Below are 26,296 nucleotides of genomic sequence, written 5' to 3'. Positions count from 1 at the left end.
AAACAAAAACCGCCCGGACACTGTCCGGGCGGTTTTTCCTTAAACTACAAAAAGGCGAGCGGGTTATGCGGCCTCGTCTTCCTTGCGCACCTGCTCCAGGAAGTGGCTGACTGCTCCCGAAAGGCTGCTGGCTACCTTGCCGAGTTGATCGGCAGATTGGCTCATTGCCTGGGATTGTTCGCGGGTCTGATCGATCGACCCGGAGACCCCAGCAACGTTGGAGGCTGCAGCCGTCGCACCATCTGAAGCCAGTGTAATGCTCTGCGTGATCTCGCTTGTTGCAAGGTTCTGTTCTTCCACGGACGCCGCAATCGTGCTGGTCACCGACTGCACTTGCTCAATCTGCTCGACAATCGACCGGATGGCCGCGACAGATTTCTGGGTCGAGCCCTGAATGCCGGTGATCTGGCTGGCAATCTCGTCTGTCGCCTTGGCCGTTTGTGTGGACAACTCTTTCACTTCGGCAGCAACCACAGCGAAACCTTTGCCGGCCTCCCCGGCCCGCGCGGCCTCAATCGTCGCATTCAGCGCCAAGAGGTTGGTCTGCTCTGCAATTGCCCGAATGATTTCGACCACCTCACCAATCTTGTCCGCTGTTTCAGCAAGGACGGAGACATCCCGGTCAGCAGCCAACGCAGCATCAGATGCAGTTCCAGAGATATCCATGGCCGCATTTGCCTGACGCGTAATCTCACTGATGGAGGCGGACAGTTCGGCTGCGGCGGACGCTACAGTTTGGACGTTGGTGGTCGCTTCTTCGGTCGCCGCGTTGGCAGCACTCGCGCTTTCTGAAGCATGACCTGCAATCTGAACCATATGGCCAGCAGATTGACTGACTTCATGTGTTTCGTTCTTCAGCTGCTGCTGAACCGCGGAAACTTCATCTTCAAACTGTTTGATCGCAGCTTCCAGATGGGCGTTCCGTTTGCGTCGCTGAATACGGCCCTTTTCCGCTTCCTCTTCCAACTCACGCTGATGGATCAGGTTTTTCCGGAAGATCTCCGAGGACCGGGCAATATCGCCAATCTCGTCCGGGCGTCCGGTGTAAGGAACGTAGATTTCAATCTCGCCATCTGCAAGGCTGGTGATTGTGTCGCGCTGGCGGCGCAGGATCTTGGAAATTGACAGCACTTCGTAGGCGGCAAGACCGCCACTGCCGAGCACCACAATCACTGCAAATAGGGAAACATAGAGCAGTTGAGCCGAAAGCGCTGCCGTGTCCGCATCGGCTGCGGCTTCTGCCCGGTGTATCAGCTCGTCGGAAACCGCCTTGATCAGGTTCAGACGTTCCGTGGCCGTTGCAAACCACTCACTTCCCGTCACACCACCATCTTCCAGTGAGACCGGCAGGTCCTGCAGGATCGGGCGCCACTTTACAACGGTATCAACAGCGGGGCCTTTAACCGTGTTTTCGAACAAGGCTTTTTGGTCCGGCAAGGCAATCGCCTGAAACTCACCCAAAAACGCCTGCTCGGCGCCATATTTGGAAAGAAACCGCTTGTAGACGCCGAAATTGACTTCGCCGGTCCTCGCAAATTCGTTCAGCATGCCTGCGCCGAGGGCGCGTTCCAGACCACCAGCTTCCTTAGCCTCAACCAGGGCAATATATGGGAACAACTCTGATGTGATTTCGGGTGACGGGCTCGCCTCGATCGCGATCCCGATCAGGTGAATTAGCGCATGGATTTCTTTGGTGTAAGACGCCACAACCTCGGGCGCTGGCATCGATTTGGCGTCAATGCGCGATCTAAAGCCTTCAATCTCGTGCACGGCCTTCCCGACCTTGCGCAACTCTTCAAGCGTGTAAGCATCACTGAGCTCAATGGCGGCAAGATGGTCATCGAAAGCCTTGATGATCGCATCCGTCAGAGGGCGCTGTTTCTGCAAGTTTGCGACATTGGCAGCCGCATAGTCGGAGCGGATCATGCCGACACTCATGCCGCGCTCTTTCTGAAGCTCGTGAACAACATTACCGGCATCCTCGGCAATGCGGGTCAGTGGCCGCATGTATTCGTGGTGCGACAACTGAACATTCGTTTCATAAACAGAAAAGCCGGCAAACCCAACCACGGCCAGCATCGGCACAAGAGCCAACACCATGATCTGTATTTTTATACGCTGCATTCGTCCCCCCGGACAGGTCGGATAACTCTGTCAGGAAGTGTTGACAATCGGGCTTACTCATACCTTAACGTAACGTCGGAAGTTGACATTTTCCGACACTCGGAAACGGATAAATCAATAGAAACAATTTGAGGTGGTGAAATTAAATTTACCTCAATTGTCAATTATGCGGATCATGATCGCCTACATTTATTTTTAGTATTTGTTTACCTCAGGCAGTCAGCTCGCGCTTCGCCTGTGACCGATTCGGCAGAAGAAAACCACACATTGCAGCAAGTGCCGGAGCACAATCATTTGTGAAACAATCTGGGTCGCGCAGCAAAGAAGCTGCGCACTTGCTCAATCAAGTCGCGTTGACCAACTCGAACCAGTCGTCCTCGGAAATCACGTCGATCTCGAGCTCAGATGCCTTCTTGAGCTTGGATCCGGCCCCCGGACCGGCAACGACCAAATCGGTTTTCTTGGACACCGACCCCGACACCTTCGCCCCGAACCGCTCGGCCATGGCCTTGGCCTCGTCACGGGTCATGCGCTCAAGGGAGCCGGTAAAGACCACCGTCTTGCCGGCAACCGGCGAGCCGGAAGCATCGATCTTCTCCGCATCCTTCGGCGTCACCTCTTCCAGCAGTGCATCCAGTTGCTCGCGATTGTGGCTTTCAGCAAAGAATTCCACCAACGCATCGGCAACAATATGCCCTATGCCATCAATGTCATTGAGCTCGGCCCAAGCCTCACTTCCATGATCGCTGGCCTCCGCCATCGCTTTGTAAAAGGCCGCCCAGGACCCGTAGGCCCGTGCCAACAGTTTCGCATTGCCCTCGCCGACATGCCGGATGCCGAGCGCGAAAATGAACCGGTGAAGATCAATCTCCCGACGTGCGTCAATCGCCTCGAACAGGTTCTTTGCGGAAACGGCGCCCCAGCCCTCGCGGTTGCGCAACTTGGTCAAGGATTGTTTGTCGCGTTCAGCAAGTGTGAAGATGTCAGCCGCGGTCTTCACCAGGTCATCCTGATAGAACGCATCGACCTGCTTGTCACCGAACCCTTCAATGTCGAAGGCGTTGCGGGAGACGAAGTGCTTAAGTTTTTCCGTTGCCTGCGCCGGGCAGATCAGCCCGCCTGTGCATCGGCGCACCGCATCCTTGCGGCCGGTCTTTTCATTCTCCTCGCGCACCGCGTGGCTGTTGCAGCGCGGGCAGCGGGTCGGAAATTCATACGGTTCTGCATTGTCGGCACGCTTGTCGAGGTCCACATCGACGATTTGTGGAATAACGTCGCCGGCCCGCTGGATCTTGACTGTATCGCCCTTACGCAGGTCCTTGCCGCCGCGGATCGGTTCTCCATCCTGGCCGATGCCCTTAATGTAGTCTTCGTTGTGCAGCGTCGCATTGGAAACGACAACACCGCCAACCGTGATCGGCTCCAGCTTGGCAACCGGCGTTAGCGCACCTGTTCGGCCCACCTGAATTTCAATGTCATTGAGCACAGTCCAGGCCTGCTCGGCCGGAAACTTGTGCGCAATCGCCCATCGCGGCGAGCGGGAGACAAAACCGAGCCGTTCCTGCAGATCCAGCCGGTCAACCTTATAGACAACCCCGTCAATGTCATAGTCAAGCTGCGCCCGGTTTTCCTCAATGCCATGATAGACAGCGAGCAGCTCTTCAACGGTTACGCAGCGCTTCATCAGCGGGTTGATCTGAAATCCCCACTCCGCCAGTTGCGCCACCATGCCGTCTTGCGTGTCCTTTGGCAGCGCGCTCATTTCCCCCCAGGCATAGGCAAAGAACCGTAACGGCCGGGACGCAGTTATTTCAGACTTTAGCTGGCGCAAGGATCCGGCAGCCGCATTCCTCGGATTGGCAAACACCTTGCCGCCATTGGCCACCATGCGCGCGTTCAGCGCCTCAAAGTCCTTGTGGGCCATGTAGACCTCACCGCGCACCTCCACCACATCCGGTACATCTCCCGAAAGCGTCTGCGGAATGTCCTTGATGGTCTTGGCGTTGGCCGTGACGTTTTCACCGGTCGTGCCATCGCCGCGTGTTGCGGCATAGACAAGATTGCCGCCCTCATAGCGCAAGGAGAGGGACAGGCCGTCGATCTTCGGCTCGGCAGTGACAGCCAACGCTCCCATCAGCGGATCGAACTTCAGGAACCGGCGCACCCGGCCAACAAAATCACGGACATCGTCATCGCTGAACGCATTGTCCAGCGACAGCATCGGCACCCGGTGCGTGATCTTTCCGAACCCGGAGGCTGGCGCCGCGCCGACCTGTGCCGACGGTCCGTCCGCAAGAACCAGGTCCGGGAACTGGGCTTCGATTTCCGAGTTCCGCCGGCGCAGCGCATCATAGTCCGCATCCGATATCGTCGGCGCATCTTCCTGGTGATAGCGCCGGTCGTGCTCGGCGATCTCCGATGCCAACCGCTCAAGTTCGGCCTTGGCTGTTTCTGGTGTCAGGTCCAGAACCGCGTTATCAGCTGCCGCGGTGCTGGAGGTTTCTTGGTCGCTCATGAGCAATATCCGGCTTAAACGGTCAACAGTTTGCGCGCTGCTGCGCGGGCTTCTTCGGTGATCACACTGCCCGCCAGCATCCGAGCGATTTCCTCGCTGCGATGGTCGTCATCAATCCGTTTCACCCGAGTTGCCACCCGATCCGGCTTCATAGCTTCCTTGGCGATCAGGAAGTGTCCCTCAGCCCTTGCAGCGACCTGAGGCGCATGGGTTACGGTCAGGACCTGTACATTGCTCGCAAGACGAGCCAGGCGCAGACCGATCGCTTCGGCGACCGCACCGCCGACACCTGTGTCGATTTCATCAAAAACCAGTGTCGGTGCCGATCCCTTGTCGGCGAGACACACTTTCAGAGCCAGCAAAAACCGGGAAAGTTCGCCGCCGGAGGCCACTTTCATCATCGGGCCCGGTTTGGTGCCCGGGTTGGTCTGAACGTGGAACTCCAGCTGATCGATGCCGGACCGGCCTCGCTGCTCCGGATCGCTGGCGGTCTCAACGATGAATTTCGCACGTTCCAACTTCAGGTCCGGTAATTCCGTCTCAACAGCCTTTTCAAGGCGCGCAGCGGCTTTGCGGCGCTTGTCAGAAAGTTTCGCAGCCTTTTGATCGTAGTCAGCACGCGCCTTTTGAGCCGCATCGACCAAAGCAGCCAGCTTGTCTTCACCGGCATCCAGATCCGAAAGATCAGCAGCCATGCGCTCGGCCAGGGCCGCAAGGTCGTCAACGGGCAGAGAGTACTTCCGCGACGCTGCCCGAAGCGCAAACAATCGCTCCTCGACAGCCTCAAGTTCGCGGGGATCGTACTCAGTCTCCCGAAGCGCTCCTTCCAACCCGGAGCGGCACTCTTCGAGCTGGTCCAATGCGCCTGCCAGATATTGAACCGGTTGCCCAAGCAGGTTCGGCACCTGATCGGCCTTCCGCTCCAACCGCCGCAAGAGACTGGCAAGTTCCGGGATCGGGGAAGCTGACCCGTTCAGGGTTTCGTATGCTTCGCTCAGGTCCCCTGCAATCTTCTCGACCGCCATCATGTCCGTCCGCCGGGCCGCCAGCTGGTCTTCTTCACCAGCTTCCGGCTTCAGTTGGCTGAGTTCTTCAACGGAGGATCTCAGATAGTCCGCCTCGTTGCGGGCTGCTTCGATGCGCGCTTCATGATCCGACACTGCCTTTCTGGCTGTGCGATACGCTTGATAAGCTTTCGTCACAGCGTCCACGTCTGAGGTCAATCCGCCAAACACGTCGATCAAGGCCCGGTGGCTCTCCGGATCGACCAAGGCCCGGTCATCATGCTGACCATGGATCTCCACCAGCAGAGCACCTGCCTGCCGCAAAAGTCCTGCACTGACCGGCTGATCATTGATGAAAGCGCGCGTGCGCCCGTCTGCGGCCTGAACCCGGCGGAAAATGACATCCCCGTCATCGTCGATGCTGTTGTCTTTCAGAAAAGCGCGAACTGGATGCGCCATCTCGACATCGAACACGGCAGTCACCTGTCCTTGCCCTTCGCCGTGACGGACAAGATCGGCATCGCCCCTTGCGCCGAGCGCCAGAGACAGGGAGTCCAGCAAAATGGATTTTCCGGCGCCGGTCTCACCTGTCAGCACAGACATTCCGGCGGCGAAATCAAGATCCAGACGGTCAATCAGAACAATGTCACGGATAGACAGCGTGACCAGCATGAACAGGACGCTCCTTAGATATCGGCTCGGACAGGCACACCCTGTAAGGTAGGTGCCATTTCGAGTCGGTCTAGTTTAGGGTCAGGCCCCATTAAATTGGACGAAATGGTAGGAATGAATTTGTTCGGATACAAGGCGCAAAGCTGCCGGAAACCGTCCGGTTTCCAAAGGTTTGCAACGACGTTGCCGGGCCTATTCATCTTATCCCTAAGGCACGCAAAAACGGCGTCGAACTGCTGCGTCAAACCGCTCAACCGGGCAGCCAGCCCGCTTTTCGCGCTTTTCCTTGCAGCTCATTGCCGTTTCTTGCGCCAGTTCATCAAATTTAATGGGTCCTGACCCTAGAGCTTGATACCTCTGAATGCGCGGCTAATCCAGCTGCCACTGTCTTCAGACGGCTCATATCCGCCGCTGTTCAAGAGAGTATAGGCGTCCTTGTACCACTGCGTGTCCGGGAAGTTGTGCCCCAGAACCGCAGCAGCGGTCTGGGCTTCGCTGATCACCCCAAGCGCATAGTAGGCTTCGGTCAAACGAAAAAGCGCTTCTTCCACGTGGCGGGTGGTCTGATAGTTGTTCACAACGGTCTTGAATCGGTTCACCGCTGCAACGTAGTTCCGGCGTTCCAAATAATACCGGCCGACCTGCATTTCCTTGCCACCAAGTTGGTCCTGAACGATCAGCAGCTTACGTTGCGCATCCGGCACATATTCCGATTCAGGAAAACGCTGTAGCAGCTCGCCGTACGCCGAAGCTGCACGTTCGGTCGTGGCCTGATCCCGTGTGATATCCGGCATCTGACGGTAGTAGCTCTGGCCAACAAGGTAGAGCATGTAGGCCGAATCCGGATCGCCCGGATAAAGGGTCACGAACCGGTTGGCCGCGGTCACAGTTTCCGTATACTTGCCTCGCGTGTAGTTGAGATAGGCAAGATTCACCAGGGATTTCTTGGAGTATTCCGAATACGGGTAGAGCTTGTCGAGTTCCTCGAATTTGGCTGTGGAATCTCTCAGTTTGCCCTGCGCCCGGAGCGCCAGTCCTTCGTTGAACAGAACCTCTGCAGGCGTGTCGTTCAGCGCAAGCTCATCGAACTCATCCTTGCTGCTGCATGCAGACAACGCAAGAGGTGCAGCCAAAACCGCGAGAGCCAAATAACGCTTTAGATGTGGAGCCGTCCACGCCGAAAAGCCGAGTTGTCTTCCGTTCACACCCTATCTCCCGAGCTGCACATATCAGCCCAAACACAGCCCTGCGCCGAGTGGCGCAGAAATTCCCGATTTCATTAACACGAGTGTTTAGCGGAAACGAACCGCCCCCGTCACGCTTTCAAACGCGATCTGCCGGATTTTTTGAGCTTTTTTGTGGCAAGCCGCCACAAACGCCGAATCCGCCTGCAATAAAAATGGGAGGCGTTCGGGCCTCCCTTGAAAGAAATGTATCAGGAAACGTCCGGACCAAAAGCTGCTGCAGCAGCCAAACCGCCTTTGTCGACCTGGCCAACCTGCCGGAAGGCCGGAGATTCGACGATCTCGAATGCAGACGGATCTTCGAACAGCTTGACCAGAATGGAGTGGTTCATCTTGTGACCACCCTTGAAAGAGCGGTAGAGCCCCAGGATCGGCAGACCGGCAAGCGCCAGATCACCAACCGCGTCAAGTGCCTTGTGGCGAGCGAACTCATCCGGCCAACGCGTGCCTTCCGGGTTCAGAACCTTGTCGTCGGAGATGGCGACGGAGTTTTCCAGCGAAGAGCCGAGCGCGAAGCCCATCTTCCAGAGCTGCTCAACATCCTTCACGTAACCGAAGGTCCGTGCACGGCAAAGCTCGTTGCGGAACACGTCCGGTGTCATGTCGGACACGAATTTCTGATTGCCGATCGCCGGAGTGTCAAAGTCAATCGTGATGTCAAACTTCGTGCCGTCATAAGGATGCAGCTCGCACCAGGCGCTTCCGGTGTCGACACGAACGGCCTTCTTGACTTTCAGATACCGGCGGCCCCGGTCCAGCTTCTTGATACCGACCTGCTCGATCGCTTCGACGAACGCGTGGCTGGAACCATCCATGATCGGCATTTCAGGGCCGTCGATTTCAACGATCACGTTGTCGATGCCCATTCCGAACAGCGCAGCCATCAGGTGCTCAACGGTCGAGATGCCATCCTTGGACGGATCATCGAGAACAGTGCACAATGCGGTTGCGGACACTTTGTCCCAGAGCGCCGGAATTTCCTTGGAAGAGTCGCTGTCAGTGCGTGAGAACACAACCCCCACACAAGCTTCAGCAGGCACCAATGTGATTGACGCAGGTTTACCCGAATGAACACCGATACCTGTCAGCGTCACCTGATCGGCGAGCGTTGTCTGTCGGTCTACATATGCGGTCATATTCCCCTACCCTTCCGGTTTGGCGCCGGTAATGGTCAGTCATTTGCACGTGCAAAGTTACGGACTTTTAACGATCGCCAGCTGCGGGCAACATAGTCGGTAATTACGGTAGGGCGAAATAAAGCTTTATTACGGTTTGTAACGATTCACAGGTTGGCAAACCATTGAATTATCACATCATTTGACTCAGTGTAACAAAAGCGGCCCGAAGTCGTGACTTCGGGCCGTTGCGATCAGGGAAGAAGATCGCGGGTCGAATCAGTTGGCCTGCCGGCGCAGGAACGCCGGGATCTCCAACTGATCGTCTTCTGACTGGCTCATCGGCGTTGGCGCCGAACGGCCAGTGCTATCAAGTTGTCCGGTTGCCCCTTCGCTGTGAGACCGCGGCTGCGGTGCACGCGGTGCCGGACGAAGTTGCGCTGCCGGACGAACAGTCTCAACAGAGGCCTCTTCGTGGTGCTCTTCTTCGTCTTCCTTGCGGCCGAGACCGCTGGCAAGACGCCGCAGAAGACCCATTGGGCGCCGTTCGTCTTCAACATCATGCTCCAGATCCGGAGCCGGATCGGCCGGAGCTTGCGCCTCTGGTGCTGCCGGAGCGCTGGCCGGGGCAGAGCTGGCGAGAATTTCACGCTGAGCAATCGGCGGGAAATCTTCAACGCGTGGCATCCGCGGGGCCGTGGCATGCTCTTCAGCTGCCGGCGGGATGTATGGCTGCGCCATCGGCGCTACATCGGCAACCGGTGCCGGCGTGTCGTTTTCCAGATCCATCATCGAGGATGTTTCTGCGACCGGAGCCCGCGAAGGCTGCACCTTCTTGATTTCAACATCCGGGTCGCTGGCAACGGAAACTGCGGCAGGTTCCGGGATCGCCAGTTCTTTTTCCAGGCTGGCCATCGCCTTTGCTGCAGCGTCCTGAACCTTCGGCATTTCTGCAGCCGGTGCAGGCTTTGTCTGGATTTCCGGTGCACGTGGCGCGATGGTCTCGGATTTCAGAGCTGGAGCTGTGATTCCGGGAAACGTGCCAGCCATTTGGCCCTCCTCCCGGTCAATTCCAGTTGCAACAACCGACACGCGAATGATGCCATCCAGCGTCTCGTCAAAGGTCGCACCAAGAATAATGTTGGCATCCGCGTCGACTTCTTCCCGGATCCGGGTTGCCGCTTCATCCACTTCAAAGAGCGTCAAATCATTGCCGCCGGTGATGGAAATCAGCAGACCTTTTGCACCCTTCATGGAGGATTCGTCGAGCAGCGGATTGGCAATAGCGGCTTCAGCAGCTTGCTGAGCGCGCTTCTCGCCAGAGGCTTCTCCTGTGCCCATCATCGCCTTGCCCATGCCGCGCATGACAGAGCGGACGTCGGCAAAGTCGAGGTTGATAAGACCTTCCTTGACCATCAGGTCGGTGATGCAGGCAACACCAGAGTAAAGAACCTGGTCGGCCATGGCGAAGGCATCGGCAAAGGTTGTCTGCGCGTTGGCGATCCGGAACAGATTCTGGTTCGGGATCACAATCAGCGTATCAACGCTTTGCTGCAGCTCTTCGATGCCGCTGTCCGCGATACGCATCCGGCGCGCACCTTCGAACTGGAACGGCTTGGTAACAACACCAACGGTCAGGATGCCCTGCTCGCGCGCTGCACGGGCAATCACAGGAGCTGCACCGGTGCCGGTGCCACCACCCATGCCGGCGGTGATGAACACCATGTGCGATCCAGACAGATGATCGTTGATCTCATCGATCACTTCTTCGGCCGCTGCCCCGCCAACTTCTGGCTGGGATCCGGCTCCGAGACCTTCCGTAACGGCCACGCCCATTTGGACGAGACGATCGGACTGGTTCATTGCCAGTGCCTGGGCATCCGTGTTGGCCACGACAAAGTCGCACCCCTGGAGGCCTGCTGTGATCATGTTATTGACGGCGTTTCCGCCCGCGCCGCCGACACCGAAGACCGTGATACGCGGCTTCAGTTCCTGAATGTCGGGCATCTTCAGGTTTATGGTCATGTTATCCTCGCGACCCGCTGGCGCCCCCGATACGGGAGAACCCTCTTCTTCCCTAATTTCCTCTGCCACTCCTGGCAGCTCCAACTCTAGGCTCTTGTCGTCTGTCATTTGCTCAAAAGCTTTCCCTGATCCATTGGCCCACACGAGCCAAATAGCCAGATTGCCCGCCCCACCCGGATCTGCGGTTCTTGTGTTCGAACTGCTCGATCTGCGCGACTTGCGGATAAATCAGGAGGCCAACGGCCGCGGCAAATGCCGGACCCTTTGCAGCCTCGGGAAGACCGGCGACGCCTAGAGGCCGGCCAAGACGGACGTTGCGGCCAAGGATATGACGCGCAACCTCACCAAGACCTGTGAGCTGACTGGCACCCCCCGTCAAAACGATCTGCTTGCCGACCCGCCCGGCAAAGCCGGACGCCGTCAGACGATCTCTCACAAGTTCAAGGATTTCTTCCACGCGCGGACGGATGACACGGGTCAACGCCGAGCGTGGGATCTGGTTTGGCAAATCGCTGTCGCTCTCCAGTGGTGGAACGGTCAGCATATCCCGTTCATCCGAGCTGGAAGCCAGCGGTGAGCCGTAAAGTGTTTTCAGCCGTTCAGCGTCCTGCAGACGCGTAGCGAATGCCCGAGCGATATCCATGGTGACGTGGTTACCACCAACAGCGATAGCATCGAGGTGGACCATATGACCGTCGACGAAGACGGACAGCGTAGTGGTGCCGCCGCCCATATCAATGCAGGCAACACCGAGTTCAGCTTCGTCATCCACGATTGTCGACAGACCGCTGGCAAACGGGGTTGCCACCATGGTCTCGACGTGCAGATGACCGCGGTTGATGCAAAGTTCCAGGTTCCGGACCGGCGGCACTTCTGCCGTAACAACCTGCATATCGACGCCGAGCTTGTGGCCCATCATGCCACGCGGATCCCGGATGCCACGACTGCCATCCAGCGTATAGGAAATCGGCAGCGCATGGGTCACTGCCCGGCCATCGGTCACGGAGTGACTGGAACCAGCAGACAGAACCCGTTGGATATCCGCTTCGCAGACGCTTTCGCCGGACAGCGGAACACTGGCGCTGTAAATCTCGCTCTGCAAGCGGCCGCAGCTGATATTCGTGATCAGCGATTCAACGGTCACTCCAGCCATACGCTCAGCACTGTCGACCGCAAGGCGAATGGCGTGCTCAGCCGCATCCATGTCTACGACGACACCGGACTTGATGCCCCGGGACCGCTGATAACCGTAGCCGAGAACCTCAACCTTGTGGGATCGGCTGGACAGGATCGCGTTATCATCTTGAGGGATCAGTTTGGCAATTAGGCAGCAGATCTTGGTTGATCCGACATCGAGGACCGACATAACGACCGAACGCCGGCTCGGCAGCGGGCGCATCTTTGGCAAATACAAGGGCTGATCAGACCGGCTCATGTGTCCCGCCCTCCATTGCCCGAGCGTCCACGACCACCGGTCATGATTTTACGCTGTTCCGCAGCTTCTTCGCTCAAGCGAACCGTGATCCGGTCCTCCAGGCGCATGTCGATGGCCATGATATCGCGGGCAAGCAACCCGTCTTCCTTGTCCATTCTCACCAATTCAGCCAAAGCGGCTTCCATATTCTCTTCCGGCAAGCGGACAAAAATCCCATTTTCTAACTTCAGATCCCAGCGGCGGTCACTGATCAGGAACGCCGCACGCACCCGCGGACGAAGATCCGGCACCGTGGAAAGCGCTGCGCTGATCTCACCAGCCCGGCGCTGAGCGCCGTGATTGACCACCAGCAGGAGATTGGCATACCGGCCATCAACCTCATCGGTGATGACCTCCCCGGCCTCGTTCACGATTGAAACCAGATCACCCCGCTGCCAAAGCGCGTAAGGCACCTTCTCCTCGATCCGGATCTGCAATGTGCTCGGATAGAACTTCATCACCGAAGCGTTTTTGACCCAGGCCATGTCGTTCAGCCGTTCGCGAGCACCATCGGCATCGAACAGGATCAGGGACGATCCGTCATGAATTTCGAGCGCTTCCAGGATCTGGAATTCGTTGATTTCCCGCTGTCCGGACAGCTTGACGGCCTCAATCCCGAAACCGACCGCCGACAGCAGTGCATCGCTCACAATGCGCCCGTGTCCGCCTATGACTATTGCGTAGGAAATCGTTAAGGTTAAGAAACCGATAGCAGCTGCAGATCCCGTCCAGCGCGGCAAATCGGCCAATCGGCCCGCTGCGCGCCAAACAGGTTGCCGGTGCAAACGCGCAACGCCGCGCCCGCGCGGAGCCAGCTCGGCTTCCAGCGGCGCATATGCGTCCCGTTTGTGTTTGCGACCTAACGACAGCAACTCGCGTCCTCAACCATCCAACTCACCAGGTCCTTGAAGCTCATCCCCTTGTAGGCGGCCATTTCGGGCACCAGAGAGGTCGGCGTCATGCCTGGCTGCGTGTTCACTTCAAGGCAAATCAGGTCCCCGCTTCCGTCCTCGCGCTCGTCGAATCGGAAATCTGCCCGGGAAACCCCTCGGCACCCCAAGGCCTGATGCGCCTTAACCGCTAGTGTCTCCGCTGTTTGGTAAACAAGTGGTGAAATTTTTGCAGGAAGAATGTGTTTTGAACCGCCTTCTGCATATTTTGCATCGAAATCGTAGAACTCCTGCCCCTGGGTCACGATGTCGATCACGCCAAGTGCCTGATCGTCCTTGACTGCGCAGGTCAGTTCGCGGCCTCGGATGAACTTCTCGCACATCAAAACATCCGGGTAAGGCCAGTCTTCCCGGTGCAGCTCCTGGGGCGGAAACTCTTGATCTTCCTTGACAATCAGGACACCGAAGCTGGAACCTTCGTTGATGGGTTTGAGCACGTAGGGCGGGTCCATCGGATGATCCCGGCCGATTTCATGGCGGTTCACAACCTTATGCTCCGTGACCGGAATCCCGGCCGCCGCCATAACTGCTTTTGCCTTCACCTTGTTCATTGCAAGGCTCGAAGCCATCACTCCGGAATGCGTATAGGGAATGTTAAGAAACTCTAATATTCCCTGAACGCAGCCATCCTCACCAAAGGGTCCGTGCAAGGCGTTAAAGGCCACATCCGGCTTCAACTCAGCCAAAACGGCCGACACGTTCCGGTCCACATCCACCCGTGAAACACGATATCCGGCTTCTTCCAGTGCGAGTGCGCATTCCTTGCCACTTGAAAGGCTGACTGGCCTTTCATTGACCCAACCACCCATCAGGACAGCAACATGTTTCTTGGTCATGGATGGGTTCTCCCTTGATAAGACCGTTTCCCGGACTTGAATCCGGGAAAGCGGCACAAATAAAACGCAACTAATGGAAACTGTGGACAGAGACCGGCGGCCCGATCACGCCTGCCCCAAGAATGGCTCAATCGCGCCTTTCGGCCCGAATTCTCCAAGACGCTTGATTTCCCACTCAAGCCGTATACCGCTGGCCTCAAGCGCCTTTGCGCGCACGGTTTCACCGAGCAACTCCAAATCGTGGCCCGTAGCATCACCGGTGTTGATCATGAAATTGCAGTGCATCTCGGACATTTGCGCACCGCCGACCATCAATCCGCGGCACCCGGCAGCATCAACCACTTTCCAGGCCGAATTGCCGTCCGGATTCTTGAACGTTGAACCGCCGGTTTTTTCACGGATCGGCTGAGCGTTTTCCCTGTGCTCGACAACCGCGGCCATTTCCTCGCGGATCGCCGCCTCATCCTGGGGGACGCCTTCAAACACGGCCGATGTAAAAATCAGATCCGAACTGGCGCCGGAATGCCGGTAGCTGTATCCCATTTCGGAATTGGTGAGAACTTGCCTGTTGCCATCCCGGTCGATCGCCGTGAGTTCAACCATCCGGTCCCGTGTTTCCGTGCCATGGGCACCGGCGTTCATCCGGAGCGCCCCACCGAGCCCGCCTGGAATACCGGTGTAAAACGCAAAACCTCCGAGACCCGCCTTGGCCGCAGCTTCCGCAAGCCGCTTGTCCGGAACGGCGGCACCAGCGCGGAGACGATTGTTGCCAAGCTTCTCGATCTGGCCAAAGCCCTTTGCGCTGAGGCGGACAACAACCCCTCTCAACCCGCCATCGCGGATCAGGAGATTGGAGCCGAGGCCCACCGGCAGAACGGGAATGTCTTTGGGAAGTTTCTTGAGAAATACTGCGAGATCGTCTTCATCCGCAGGCTGAAACATCAACTGTGCCGGTCCACCCGTGCGGAACCAGGTCACGGCAGAAAGCGGCTGATTTGGCGTCAGTTTACCGCGGATACCTTCAGCAAGATCTGGAATTTCTTCCAGAAGGTTGGGAAAGCTCATGCCCCCTCCTTCTGCAGAGCGTTCAGCTGATCCGGCAGCGCGTAGGCCCACTGGGTGATGTTGCCCGCACCGAGACAGATGACGAAGTCTCCAGGTTCCGCCAATTCCTTCACCACAGAGGCCAACTCTTCCGGGCCGTTAATAGCCTGCACCTGCCGGTGACCACGTGTTTTCAAGCCGGAAACTAGATCCGTGTGGCGCGCGCCCTCGATCGGCTGCTCTCCTGCCTCGTAAACCGGCGTGATGACGACCGCGTCTGCATCGTTGAAGCAGTTTGAGAAATCATCGAACAAACTGTGCAGGCGGGTGTATCTGTGCGGCTGCATAACCGCGATCACCTTGCCATCGGTGGATTCCCGGGCTGCATGCAGCACCGCCTTGATCTCGACCGGGTGGTGGCCGTAATCGTCGAAAACCTGAACACCGTAGGCTTCGCCGGTGAACGTAAAGCGCCGCTTCACACCGCCGAAGGACGAAATGCCTTTTTCAATATCCTCCGGCGACACGCCAAGCTGGGAGGCCACAGCGATTGCCGCGGTCGCATTGGAAACGTTGTGAAGGCCCGGCATAGGCAGAACCAAATTGCTGAGTTCGGTCTCTTCCCCGCTGCGGCGATCGCGGATGGTCACCGAGAAAATCGATTTGCCACCATCCATCGAAACATCGGTGAACCGCACATCCGCTTGAGGGTTGGTGCCATAAGTCACGATCCGGCGATCCTCGATGTTGCCGATCATGGTCTGAACCTCCGGGTGGTCGAGGCACATGACGGCAAAACCATAAAACGGCACGTTGTCGATAAACTGACGGAAAGCCTTTTGAACGCCCGAAAAATCTCCGTAGTGATCGAGATGTTCAGGGTCGATGTTCGTCACAATTGCCACGTCGGCCGGGAGCTTGACAAATGTCCCATCACTCTCATCGGCTTCGACCACCATCCAGTCCCCGTCGCCCATCCGGGCGTTGGTGCCATATGCATTGATGATGCCGCCATTGATCACGGTCGGATCGAGATGCCCGGCATCCAGAAGGGCAGCAACCATAGATGTGGTGGTGGTTTTGCCATGTGTTCCGCCGACTGCGATCGCCTGCTTGAACCGCATCAGCTCGGCAAGCATTTCTGCACGGCGCACGACCGGGATCAGCTTCTCGCGGGCGGCGACCAGTTCCGGATTGTCCTTCTTGATCGCAGAGGAGACGACAAGGACTTCGGCTTCGCCAAGATTTTCAGCCGCGTGGCCCACAGTAACAGGAATGCCGTTCGCACGAAGACGCTGAACATTGGCGTTTTCAGCCATGTCAGATCCTTGAACCTGATATCCAAGCGTTTTCAGCACTTCCGCGATGCCGCTCATGCCAATGCCGCCGATCCCAACGAAGTGAACCGGCCCAATATCCTGCGGCATCTTCATGGCCGTACTCCCTTGTTTTGCGCGACGCTTTCAACAAGGTCGGCGAGCCGTTTGACGGCATCTGGTTTTGCGACGCGCTTAGCGTTCGCAGCGGCCTCGGCGAGCATGCCGGGATTTTCCATAAATCTTATGATCTCTTTGGCGAGCCGGTCAGAATTGAAATCAACCTGCCGTATCGGCCAGGCACCGCCTGCTTTTTCCAAGACCTTGGCGTTTGCCGCCTGGTCCTGATCGATTGCACCGGGAAGCGGCACCAGGATGGACGGCCGCCCGAGAACACTCAGTTCACTGACTGATGACGCGCCCGACCGGCAGACCACCAAATGCGATTGTGCGATGCGCTGCGGCAGGTCTTGAAAGAACGAGGCACACTCGGCTTTCACCCCAAGTTCATTGAGTGCTTTTTGGACCCGGTCCATGTCTTCTGGACGGCATTGCTGGACAAGGCGTAATCGAGCCCGAACATCTTCCGGCAATTTCTCAAGTGCTGGCGGTACGAGATCGGAGAAAAAGCGCGCCCCTTGGGAACCGCCAAAAACCAACAGATTTAATTCGCCCCCCTCACGCGGTGGCGTGTAGCTAAGCTCAGACGCATCAATCACCGCATCGCGCACCGGATTGCCCGTCTCGACCAGTTTGCCCGACAAATCCGCCGGCAAACCTTCAATCGGCACACTGGTCGCGATCGCCGACACACCTTTGGCCAAGAGTTTGTTTGCCCGCCCCATCACGGCATTGGCTTCATGCAGGATCGACGGCGTGTTTGTGAGACGTGCCGCGTACATGGGCGGAAAGGTTGGATACCCGCCAAAACCGGCCACGACATCCGGCTGCAAGGCCTTGATCACCTTACGTGCTTGGAGCGTTCCGAACAGCAGCTGAAAGGCGGTTTTCGTCAGAGCAATCGGATTGCGGCCGCGGATAGTGGCGGAGGCAATGATGTGAACCTTGCGGGCTGGAAACTCAGTGCCGTATTTGTCGGCCCGCTCATCCGTTGCCAGCTCGACGGTCCAGCCACGTCGGCTCAGCTCACTTGCAAGTGCTTGTGCTGGAAACAGGTGACCGCCGGTTCCGCCGGCTGTGAGTAAAACGGTTTTGCTCATAAATCCGGGCCAACAATTACATCAAGGAAGACGGAGACAGCCGGCTGACCGTGACCGTGTCATTCGACATGGGCCGCGGCCGCTTGCGGGTCAGCGCGAGAATGGCCCCGGCGGACATGGCGGACGCCAAAAGAGAGGACCCCCCATAGGAAATGAACGGCAGCGTCATGCCCTTCGACGGAACCAGGTGCAGGTTCACCGACAGGTTGATGGTTGCCTGAAGCCCAAACAGGACAACAAGACCGGCGGTCGCCAACCGGCCGAAAGCATCCTGGTCCCGGCTGGCATGCTGCAATCCGCGGATCACGATGAAGGCAAAAACTATCACCAGCAGAAGGCAGGCGATCACACCAAACTCCTCCCCCACCACGGCGAAGATGAAGTCAGCATGGCTGTCCGGCAGGATCCGTTTCACCGTACCCTCGCCCGGCCCCCGGCCGAACCATCCACCCGACATGAAGGCCTCGAGCGCTGTATCAACCTGAAAGGTATCGCCCGTGCTTGGATCCAGGAACCGGTCGACCCGGCTGGTTACGTGCGGCAGGAAGGCATAAGCGGCGAACAGACCGGCAATCCCGATGATCCCGAGCGCAACGATAATCACCCACGAGATCCCGTTCAAAAAGAACAGCGCAGCCCAGACCATGCCGATCAGCATGGTCTGACCAAAGTCCGGCTGGGCCACAAGTAGGGTCGCGCAGACAGCAAAGAGAATGAAGGCGAATAGAACGCCCGGCACTTCCCGGCGGCGGCCGCTTTCAGACAACAAAAACGCGATCAGCACGACAAAGGCCGGTTTGAGATATTCCGACGCCTGAACGGATACACCGGCAATATAGATCCAGCGGCGGGCCCCCTTGGTTTCAAACCCCATGAACAGGGTCGCAATGAGCAAGACCACGGAGATCGTGAACAACACGAGCGCGGCTCTGCGAACCATCCGCGGCGTCATGAGCGATGCCGCTAGCATGATCCCAACCGCCGGGATCGTGAACATGGCCTGCCGTTTCACGAAATAGAAGGTATCAACGCCAATGCGTTCGGCGACCGGCGGGCTCGCGGCAAAGGCAAACACCACGCCGGAAACGAGCAGAATACTGAAGGCCGCCAGCAGATAGTGATCCACTGTCCAAAACCATTCGGCAAAACGGCTGCGATCGGCGCGTGAGACCATTTATGCGACCTCCTGAGTGTTTCCACCACCAGGCAAGGCACGCACCGCATCTACAAAAGCAGCGCCCCGCAGTTCGAAATTGGCATATTGATCGAAAGATGCACAGGCCGGAGACAGAAGAATTGCAATTTCTTCCGCACCATCTTCCGCAGCCTCGGCCGCCGCATCCTGGACGGCCTGCGTGAGTGTACCACTCACTGCGTACGGAACATGTCCATCCAGCGTTTTGGCAAACTCCTCCGCGGCCTCACCGATCAAAAAGGCCTTCGCGATATTCGGAAAGTACTCGTCCAGGGAAGAGATCCCACCGGCCTTGGCACGCCCGCCGGCGATCCAATAGATCCGGTCGAAACTCGCCAGCGCCCGGGCCGCAGCATCTGCGTTGGTCGCCTTGCTGTCATTGATGAAGAGCGTCCGGCCAGTCCGGGCAACAATCTCCATGCGGTGATGGAGGCCAGGAAAGCTTTTCATCGCGGCTGCGATCTTATCGGCCGGTATTTCCAGCGCACGCAGGCACGCAAAGGCAGCGGCGGCGTTCTGACCATTATGGTCGCCGCGCAAGCTGTCGATCCCCGCGAGCAAGGCGACTTCGGTCTGCGCTCCGTCATGAGCCTCAATCAGGCGGCCATGGTGTGCGTAGATACCGTCCGTCAGCTCGCGTTCTCCTGCGATCCGGCAGACCGGTTTGCGGGCCAGCTCCAACCGGTCAGCGATCATGGAGGACAGGCGGTCATCAACACCGACGATCGCGACTTTCGCACCAGCCACAAGCCGTTCCTTGATTGCGGCATAGTTTTCCAGCGTACCGTGCCGGTCCAGATGATCCGGCGACAGGTTCATGTGAAGTCCCACCGTCGGGTCCAGCGTTGGGGCAAGGTCGATCTGGTAGGACGAACATTCAACCACATAATGGCGGCCAGGACGGGGCGGTTCCAGCTCCAAGACCGGTGTGCCTATGTTCCCGCCCATCTGCACATCCAACCCCAGTTCGCGTAGCAGATGCGCGATCAGAGCGGTGGTGGTCGATTTTCCGTTTGTTCCGGTGATCGCAATGAACGGGGCTTCGGGACAGAGCTTGCGATGCTCGCGGCAGAAAAGTTCGACATCGCCGATCACCTCAACCCCGGCAGTTCGTGCCAGATCGACGGACCAATGGGGAACCGGGTGTGTCAGCGGAACGCCCGGCGCCAGCACAAGGGCGGACACGCCCGACCAGTCGATGGTCTTCAGGTCTTGGGTTTTGAGGCCGGCAGCCGCCGCCTCGGCAACTCGCGTTTCATTGTCGTCAAAGCACACCACATTGGCCCCACCCGCCTGCAACGCCTTGGCAGTGGCAAGTCCAGAACCGCCGAGCCCGAAAAGCGCAACGGTTTGTCCTTCAAATGTGGTGACTTCGATCATCCCCTTACCTCAGCTTCAGTGTGGCAAGGCCGATCAGGGCCAGGACGACCGAGATGATCCAGAACCGGATGACCACCTGGCTTTCGGTCCAGCCCTGAATTTCGAAATGGTGATGGATCGGAGCCATTCGAAACACACGCTTTCCGGTGAGTTTGAAGGACATCACCTGAACGATCACCGAGACCGCTTCCAGAACGAACAGGCCACCGATGATTGCCAGAACAATCTCGTGCTTGGTCGCAACAGCGATCGCGCCGATCATTCCGCCGAGCGCCAGAGATCCGGTGTCACCCATGAAGATGGCCGCGGGCGGTGCGTTGAACCACAGGAAACCAAGACCAGCGCCGATCACCGCACCGCAAATGACGGCGAGTTCACCGGTACCGGCCACATGGTGGATCTGCAGGTAGTTCGCGAACACCGCGTTGCCGGAGAGGTAAGCTATCAATCCAAAAGAAGCGCAGGCGATCATAACCGGTACGATGGCCAAACCGTCGAGGCCATCAGTCAGGTTCACAGCATTCCCAGCGCCAACCATGACGAAGGCCGCAAACGGAATGAAAATAAGGCCAAGATTGAGCGTGAAGTCTTTGAAGAACGGGAACGTCAGCGCTCCGGAGAACGCCGTCGTATCGAGCACTGTAACGGTAAAGGCCGCGATTGCGGCAATCAGGAACTCAAGACCCAAACGCGCCTTGCCGCCGAACCCCTTGTGCGAGGACTTCGTGACCTTTAGGTAGTCGTCGTAAAATCCGATCATCCCGAAGCCAACTGTCACGCCAATCACGACCCAGACATAAGGATTGCTCAAGTCGGCCCATAGGAGCGCAGCCACCAAAGCACCGGACAAGATCATCAGTCCGCCCATTGTGGGCGTTCCTTTTTTGGACAGGTGGCTTTCCGGGCCATCGGCGCGGATCGGCTGACCATGTCCCTGCCGGATCCGAAGGCTCGCGATTATCTTCGGCCCGAACAGAAAGACAAAGAACAGGGCCGTCATGATCGCCCCGCCTGTCCGGAACGTGATGTACCGGAAAACGTTCAGAGCAGAGACTTGGTCGGCGAACTGGCCGAGAAAATAAAACATCAGCTATCCTTCACGCCGCTTCGATGTCGTCTGCAGGCGGATATTCTTTTTTCAAGGCTTCGACAAGCGGGCCCATGCGGGTTCCCAAAGAACCTTTGATCATCACGACATCGCCAGGCTGCACATCATTGACCAACAGCTCGGTCAGGTCTTTGGCCTCTTCGCGGTGATGGGCCTTTAGATCGTCCGGCAATTTATCCCAGAGCGCAGCCATGTGCGGGCCGGCGCAGAAGACCCTGTCAATCGCAGCTTCGCGGATCGGACCTTCCAGTTCTGCATGAAGCTGGTCGGCATCGGTACCGAGTTCGCGCATATCGCCAATAACCGCAATCCGCCGCCCGGAGCCGCCAGGTGCGGCTTGCGCCAAAACCGAAAATGCCGCGCGCATCGACGCCGGGTTGGCGTTGTAGCTCTCGTCAATCAGCTGCACTTCGCCGCCGCCTAAGGACAAACGGCATTGCTCGCCGCGGCCTTTGGGTGCAGTCATACCGCCGAGCGCGGCAGCGCCTTCCTGCAGGTCCGCGCCCAGATCGGCCACCGCGGTTAACACCGCCAGGCTGTTTTGCACATGGTGCGCACCCGGGGCACCAATTCCGTAAGACACGTCCTGCCCGAGGATCGAGGCTTCCACACTTGTGCCGTCGTCCGTTGCCACAGCCATTTTCAGGTGACTGTCTTCTGAACCGCTTTGTCCAAATGTCTGAACGTTGGGCACGGAAGCGGTTGCCGCCAAAAACCGGAGAAGATCATATTGCTTGTTATCCCGATTGAGGATCGCAACGCCATCCGGCTCCAGACCATTGAAGATTTCCGCCTTGGCCTGGGCAATCTTCTCAACAGATTCGAAGAACTCGATATGAACCGCTTCGACGGTGGTGATGATCGCGACATGCGGCCGAACCATCTGTACCAGCGGCGTGATTTCGCCCGCGTGGTTCATACCGATTTCAAAGACGCCAAAATCCGTATCGGCGGGCATGCGCGCCAGCGTCAGCGGGACGCCCCAGTGATTGTTGAACGAGGCAACCGATGCATGAACCTTGCCGGAGGGCGCAAGCGCCAAACGGAGGGCTTCCTTCGTCCCGGTTTTGCCAACCGATCCGGTCACCGCGACAATGCGGGCATTGGTGCGGGCCCGCGCGGCAACACCAAGTGCGCGCATGGCTTCGAGCGGATCATCAACAACGACATAACGCCCGTCATCAGGCAAATCACCGAGGCTGTCTTCGGCAACAAGCGCCAACGATGCGCCAGCCTCAAGCGCGGCCGCAACATAATCATGGCCATCGAGCCGATCACCTTTGATGGCGATGAACGCATCACCCGGCTCCAAAGTTCGGCTGTCGATGGAAATACCGGTTATGTGCGCGCCCACCTCCCCTTTGGCGGTACCGCCACAGGCGTCGATAAAGGCCTCAGATGTCCAAAGCGGGTCGCTCATTTTACTCCCAGTTGATTTATAGCGTGGCGCACAGAGTCGTGATCAGAGAAAGGAATCACTGTGTCGCCAACAATCTGGCCGGTTTCGTGACCTTTTCCGGCAACGCACAAGATATCGCCTGATTTCAGGCGCCGGATGCCTTCGGCAATTGCTTCGGCGCGATCGCCAATCTCTAGACCACCCGACGCACCTGCAAGAACGGCCTTGCGAATGATCGCCGGGTCTTCCGATCTCGGGTTGTCATCGGTCACTATGACCAAATCTGCGTGACGCGCAGCCGCTTCGCCCATCAGGGGACGCTTGCCGGGATCCCGGTCACCACCGGCACCCACCACAACAGATAGGCTCCCTTCGGCAAACGGCTTTAGTGCCGCCAACGCTTTGTCGAGAGCATCCGGTTTGTGGGCGTAATCAACGAAAACCATACCGCCAGCCGGAGTTGTCCCGGCGAGCTCCAAGCGGCCGGGAGCACCTTTCAGGTTCTCAAGAGCGCGAAGTGCAGCGCCGGTATCTATTCCGGCAGTAATCGCAAGACCTGCAGCAATCAAAGCGTTCGAAACCTGAAACCGGCCAATGAGCGGAAGGGTCACCTTGTACTCGCCGCGCGAGGTCTCGACCGTCAAAAGCTGCCCGGCACCGCTCGGCCTCAAGCCGGTCAACTTGAGATCCTTGCCCGTCTCGTCAACCGTGAAAACCGGCAATCCACGCTCTTCGGCAATGGCCAAAACGCGATCTGTGTACTTTTCACCCGGATCTACAACAACATGACCGCCGGCCGGGAGCAGCTCACTGAAGAGACGCAGCTTGGCTTGCAGGTAATCCTCGATGGTCGGGTGGTAATCCATGTGATCACGGCCAAGGTTGGTGAAGGCTGCCGCTGTCAGCCGGACACCATCAAGGCGATACTGATCAAGGCCGTGGGACGAGGCTTCCAAAGCGGCATAGCGAATACCTTCATTCGCAAGGTCTGCCAGATCCTTTTGAAGCTGCACCGGGTCCGGCGTTGTCAGCCCACCGTAACTTTCGCCATCCGGCTTAATGATGCCCAAGGTGCCAAGACTGGCCGCCGGATGGCCTGCAGCTTGAAAGATCTGACGCACAAAATGGGCAACCGATGTCTTTCCCGCCGTACCGGTGACAGCAACAATCGTATCCGGTTGACGGCCATAGAAACGCGCCGCCATTTTTGAAAATGTCAGACGCGGTTCGTCTGCACTGAGAACCGCGACGGTTGGCGGAACGAGCGCACGAACAGCCTCCGCAGCATCGGTAGCGCACAGGACAGCGACTGCGCCAGCTTCAACCGCTTTGGGAACGAACTGCACGCCATCAACCGTGGAGCCCTTGAAGGCGGCAAAGAGAAAACCTGGTTGGACCTTGCGGCTGTCCGCCGTCAGTCCTTCAATGGAAAGGCCATTTGCCGTGTCCGGCAAATCCATGCCGTCGGCTAAATGCTCAAGGTGCATAACATCCGATCATCCGGTTCGTGCATCGTCATTCTCGTGAAGCTTAAAACCGGACCGGATTTCGGCTGCGACCCCGCCGGACCAGTTTACTTCTTTTAAGTCTCCTTAATAGGAAATCTCGATCGGTTCATCCCCTTTGCCGAAGCGCGGCATCACACCGAGCATCGGTGCTGCCCGGCGAATGATCGCCCCGGTCGTGGGAGCCGTGTTCAAACCGGCGGTCGCACCAATGCCTTCCCGCTCCGATTTCGGTTCATCAAGAACAACCAGAACCACGTATCTCGGATCGTCCATCGGGAAGGCCGAAAGGAAGGAGTTGCGCCGCTTGTTCGACACATAAACACCGTTTTCGATCTTCTCCGCTGTCCCGGTCTTGCCGCCGACGGTGTAGCCTGGAACATCGGCCCGGCGCCCGGAACCTGACAAAACATTGAGGCGGAAGAGATACCGCATCATGCGGCTGACTTCCGGTGAAATCACTTGTTTCTTCAGCGTCTTAACTTCTTCCGGCGTTCGAGGCACAAAGGTCGGCGGCAACAAGGAGCCACCGTTGACCATAGCAGCGGCGGCCACCGCTGTTTGCATCGGCGTTACCGACAAGCCGTGACCGAAGGAGATGGTCATCGCGGCCAATTCATTCCATTTCGGCGGCAACAGGGGAGCCGCGTTTTCAGGCAATTCCGTCTGCAATCGCTTCGTCAGATGCAACCGCTCCATGAATTCCTTCTGGCGTGCGACCCCGGTCGCCAGCATCATTTTTGCAGTGCCGATGTTGGATGAATAAATGAAGATTTCCGGTACGGACAGGATGCGGTTTTTCCCGTGGAAATCGGTGATCGTCCGGCCCGCTGCGCGCAGAGGACGCGTCGCATCAAAGCTGTCATTGATCGTAACAGCCCCCGAATCCAAAGCCATGGCAGTCGTGAACGCCTTGAACACGGACCCCATTTCAAAGACACCGCCGGTCGCCCGGTTCAGCCGGTCCTTTTCCAGAGCTTCGGATCTGTCGTTCGGATCGTAGTCCGGCAGGGACGACATTGCGACAACTTCGCCGGTCTTTGCATCCAGCACGATCCCGGCTGCCGCGATGGCCCGATAGCGCTCCATTGCCTTGACCAATTCATCGCGTACGACGTGCTGGACCCTGAGATCTACGGACAGGCGCACCGGCTCCATGGTGCGGCCAGAGGCAAACCCGATCGACTGAAGGTCGCGCAACCATTGATCGTCGACGTATTTTTCGATCCCGCTGAGACCCTGATTGTCGACATTCACTGCGCCGACGATGTGGCCCGCGGTCGGGCCGCCTGGGTAAAAGCGCTGGTTTTCAGACAGGAAACCGATACCGGGCAAACCAAGGTCATGCACCTGCTCTGCCTTGTCCGGTGTCATTTCACGCTTCAACCAGACAAATCCGGCGCCGCTCTCAAGACGGCGACGGACAAGCGCCTCATCCAGATCGGGCAAGATACGGGTGAGCCCTTCGACTGCTTCGTCAACGTCGAGAATACGGCGTGGCTCGGCATAAAGGGACGCGGTCTTGATGTCGGTGGCAAGGATCTCACCATTTCGGTCGATGAGATCTGGACGGGAGGCGGCCACAGAATCCTGGGCGGAAATCCAGGCCCGGGACGGCGCCTCATCCATCTGGGCAAGATAGATCAACCGGCCACCGATGGCCGCGTAAACACAGGCAAAAGCGAGCATGGCGAGATAAACGCGCGATTTGACCGCACTCGACGAAACCGAGCTACGCGCCGCCCTCGGCTGGGTTCGCCGAACCTGGAGAAAGCTCGCTGGTTCTGTTGCCAATGTCATTGCCCCTAAGCCCCTACCTGATCATCGCCGAAGAACCGGCATATCCGCCCATCTGGTCAGCCCCGCCAATCGGCTCCAGAGTCACCGGCCGTGCCGGAAGTTCATCCGGCATGACGATCTGCCGGACTTCCAACGCTTCGAGTTGAAGATACTCGTTGTAGCGTTCGACAAGGTTCTGCAGCCGCTCCGGCTTGTTCAGAACACTCCACTCGGCGCGCAAGTGACGGATTGCATTCCGCTCTTCGTCGATTTGCCGCTGCAGCTCCGCAACCTTCGCAGCGGACTTCGTTGCCGCCATCTTCAGGTCGTAGACGGTTGCCGCACCGATCACGACGGCCACGATGAAAAGGATGTTGAGCACCCGAACCAT

Annotated in this window: 19 protein-coding genes; all 19 read right to left on the bottom strand. The window is 58.0% G+C overall.

Annotated elements, in window-relative coordinates; translation table 11 throughout:
- Positions 1–63: 63 nt before the first annotated feature.
- Entirely contained in the window at positions 64–2,124 is a 2,061-nt protein-coding gene (locus ACQY4Z_RS19360; RefSeq protein WP_428524001.1) for a methyl-accepting chemotaxis protein, read from the bottom strand.
- A gap of 343 nt (positions 2,125–2,467) precedes the next feature.
- Positions 2,468–4,639: an NAD-dependent DNA ligase LigA gene (gene ligA, locus ACQY4Z_RS19355; protein WP_428523999.1), complete on the bottom strand. Its 2,172-nt coding sequence runs from the start codon at positions 4,637–4,639 to the stop codon at positions 2,468–2,470.
- A 14-nt stretch (positions 4,640–4,653) separates the two neighbouring features.
- Positions 4,654–6,315: a DNA repair protein RecN gene (recN, locus tag ACQY4Z_RS19350; protein WP_428523997.1), complete on the bottom strand. Its 1,662-nt coding sequence runs from the start codon at positions 6,313–6,315 to the stop codon at positions 4,654–4,656.
- A 341-nt stretch (positions 6,316–6,656) separates the two neighbouring features.
- A complete protein-coding gene (locus ACQY4Z_RS19345) occupies positions 6,657–7,463 on the bottom strand; it encodes an outer membrane protein assembly factor BamD (protein WP_428529614.1) in 807 nt (268 codons plus the stop codon).
- A 287-nt stretch (positions 7,464–7,750) separates the two neighbouring features.
- The gene (gene lpxC, locus ACQY4Z_RS19340) at positions 7,751–8,695 is read right to left on the bottom strand and encodes a UDP-3-O-acyl-N-acetylglucosamine deacetylase (RefSeq protein ID WP_428523995.1); all 945 of its coding nucleotides are present in this window, start codon (positions 8,693–8,695) and stop codon (positions 7,751–7,753) included.
- A gap of 258 nt (positions 8,696–8,953) precedes the next feature.
- The gene (ftsZ, locus tag ACQY4Z_RS19335) at positions 8,954–10,699 is read right to left on the bottom strand and encodes a cell division protein FtsZ (protein WP_428523993.1); all 1,746 of its coding nucleotides are present in this window, start codon (positions 10,697–10,699) and stop codon (positions 8,954–8,956) included.
- Between the two features lie 112 nt (positions 10,700–10,811).
- The gene (gene ftsA / locus ACQY4Z_RS19330) at positions 10,812–12,134 is read right to left on the bottom strand and encodes a cell division protein FtsA (protein ID WP_286189929.1); all 1,323 of its coding nucleotides are present in this window, start codon (positions 12,132–12,134) and stop codon (positions 10,812–10,814) included.
- Positions 12,131–13,045 (bottom strand): cell division protein FtsQ/DivIB, encoded by a 915-nt coding sequence (locus tag ACQY4Z_RS19325; RefSeq protein WP_428523990.1) that lies wholly within the window; start codon positions 13,043–13,045, stop codon positions 12,131–12,133. Before ACQY4Z_RS19325 ends, ftsA begins: the two co-directional genes overlap by 4 nt.
- Complete coding sequence (locus ACQY4Z_RS19320) at positions 13,033–13,959, bottom strand: D-alanine--D-alanine ligase (RefSeq protein WP_209174246.1); 927 nt, start codon at positions 13,957–13,959, stop codon at positions 13,033–13,035. Before ACQY4Z_RS19320 ends, ACQY4Z_RS19325 begins: the two co-directional genes overlap by 13 nt.
- 105 nt (positions 13,960–14,064) lie before the next feature.
- Complete coding sequence (murB, locus tag ACQY4Z_RS19315) at positions 14,065–15,024, bottom strand: UDP-N-acetylmuramate dehydrogenase (RefSeq protein ID WP_428523988.1); 960 nt, start codon at positions 15,022–15,024, stop codon at positions 14,065–14,067.
- Positions 15,021–16,436, bottom strand: coding sequence for a UDP-N-acetylmuramate--L-alanine ligase (murC, locus tag ACQY4Z_RS19310; RefSeq protein WP_428523986.1), 1,416 nt, complete (start codon positions 16,434–16,436; stop codon positions 15,021–15,023). Before murC ends, murB begins: the two co-directional genes overlap by 4 nt.
- Positions 16,433–17,539, bottom strand: coding sequence for an undecaprenyldiphospho-muramoylpentapeptide beta-N-acetylglucosaminyltransferase (gene murG, locus ACQY4Z_RS19305; RefSeq protein WP_428523984.1), 1,107 nt, complete (start codon positions 17,537–17,539; stop codon positions 16,433–16,435). The genes murC and murG overlap by 4 nt, the downstream gene beginning before the upstream one ends.
- A 16-nt stretch (positions 17,540–17,555) precedes the next feature.
- Positions 17,556–18,713, bottom strand: coding sequence for an FtsW/RodA/SpoVE family cell cycle protein (locus tag ACQY4Z_RS19300; protein WP_428523982.1), 1,158 nt, complete (start codon positions 18,711–18,713; stop codon positions 17,556–17,558).
- On the bottom strand, positions 18,714–20,114 hold the full coding sequence (gene murD, locus ACQY4Z_RS19295; protein WP_428523980.1) for a UDP-N-acetylmuramoyl-L-alanine--D-glutamate ligase: 1,401 nt from the start codon (positions 20,112–20,114) through the stop codon (positions 18,714–18,716).
- Positions 20,115–20,118: 4 nt separating this feature from the next.
- Positions 20,119–21,201, bottom strand: a complete 1,083-nt coding sequence (gene mraY / locus ACQY4Z_RS19290; protein WP_055672194.1) for a phospho-N-acetylmuramoyl-pentapeptide-transferase — start codon at positions 21,199–21,201, stop codon at positions 20,119–20,121.
- A gap of 10 nt (positions 21,202–21,211) precedes the next feature.
- The gene (locus tag ACQY4Z_RS19285) at positions 21,212–22,642 is read right to left on the bottom strand and encodes a UDP-N-acetylmuramoylalanyl-D-glutamyl-2,6-diaminopimelate--D-alanyl-D-alanine ligase (RefSeq protein ID WP_428523978.1); all 1,431 of its coding nucleotides are present in this window, start codon (positions 22,640–22,642) and stop codon (positions 21,212–21,214) included.
- Positions 22,639–24,108 (bottom strand): UDP-N-acetylmuramoyl-L-alanyl-D-glutamate--2,6-diaminopimelate ligase, encoded by a 1,470-nt coding sequence (locus tag ACQY4Z_RS19280; protein ID WP_428523976.1) that lies wholly within the window; start codon positions 24,106–24,108, stop codon positions 22,639–22,641. The genes ACQY4Z_RS19285 and ACQY4Z_RS19280 overlap by 4 nt, the downstream gene beginning before the upstream one ends.
- A 105-nt stretch (positions 24,109–24,213) precedes the next feature.
- Positions 24,214–25,926 carry a peptidoglycan D,D-transpeptidase FtsI family protein gene (locus tag ACQY4Z_RS19275; protein WP_428523974.1) on the bottom strand — a complete coding sequence of 571 codons (1,713 nt, stop codon included), beginning with the start codon at positions 25,924–25,926 and terminating at the stop codon, positions 24,214–24,216.
- A gap of 13 nt (positions 25,927–25,939) precedes the next feature.
- Positions 25,940–26,296 carry a cell division protein FtsL gene (gene ftsL, locus ACQY4Z_RS19270; protein ID WP_008191160.1) on the bottom strand — a complete coding sequence of 119 codons (357 nt, stop codon included), beginning with the start codon at positions 26,294–26,296 and terminating at the stop codon, positions 25,940–25,942.

This window comes from Roseibium sp. (assembly GCF_965276855.1).
In the GTDB taxonomy this organism is placed as follows: domain Bacteria; phylum Pseudomonadota; class Alphaproteobacteria; order Rhizobiales; family Stappiaceae; genus Roseibium.
Note: the sequence above shows the minus strand (reverse complement) of the source record. Positions and strands in the feature narration are given on the sequence as shown.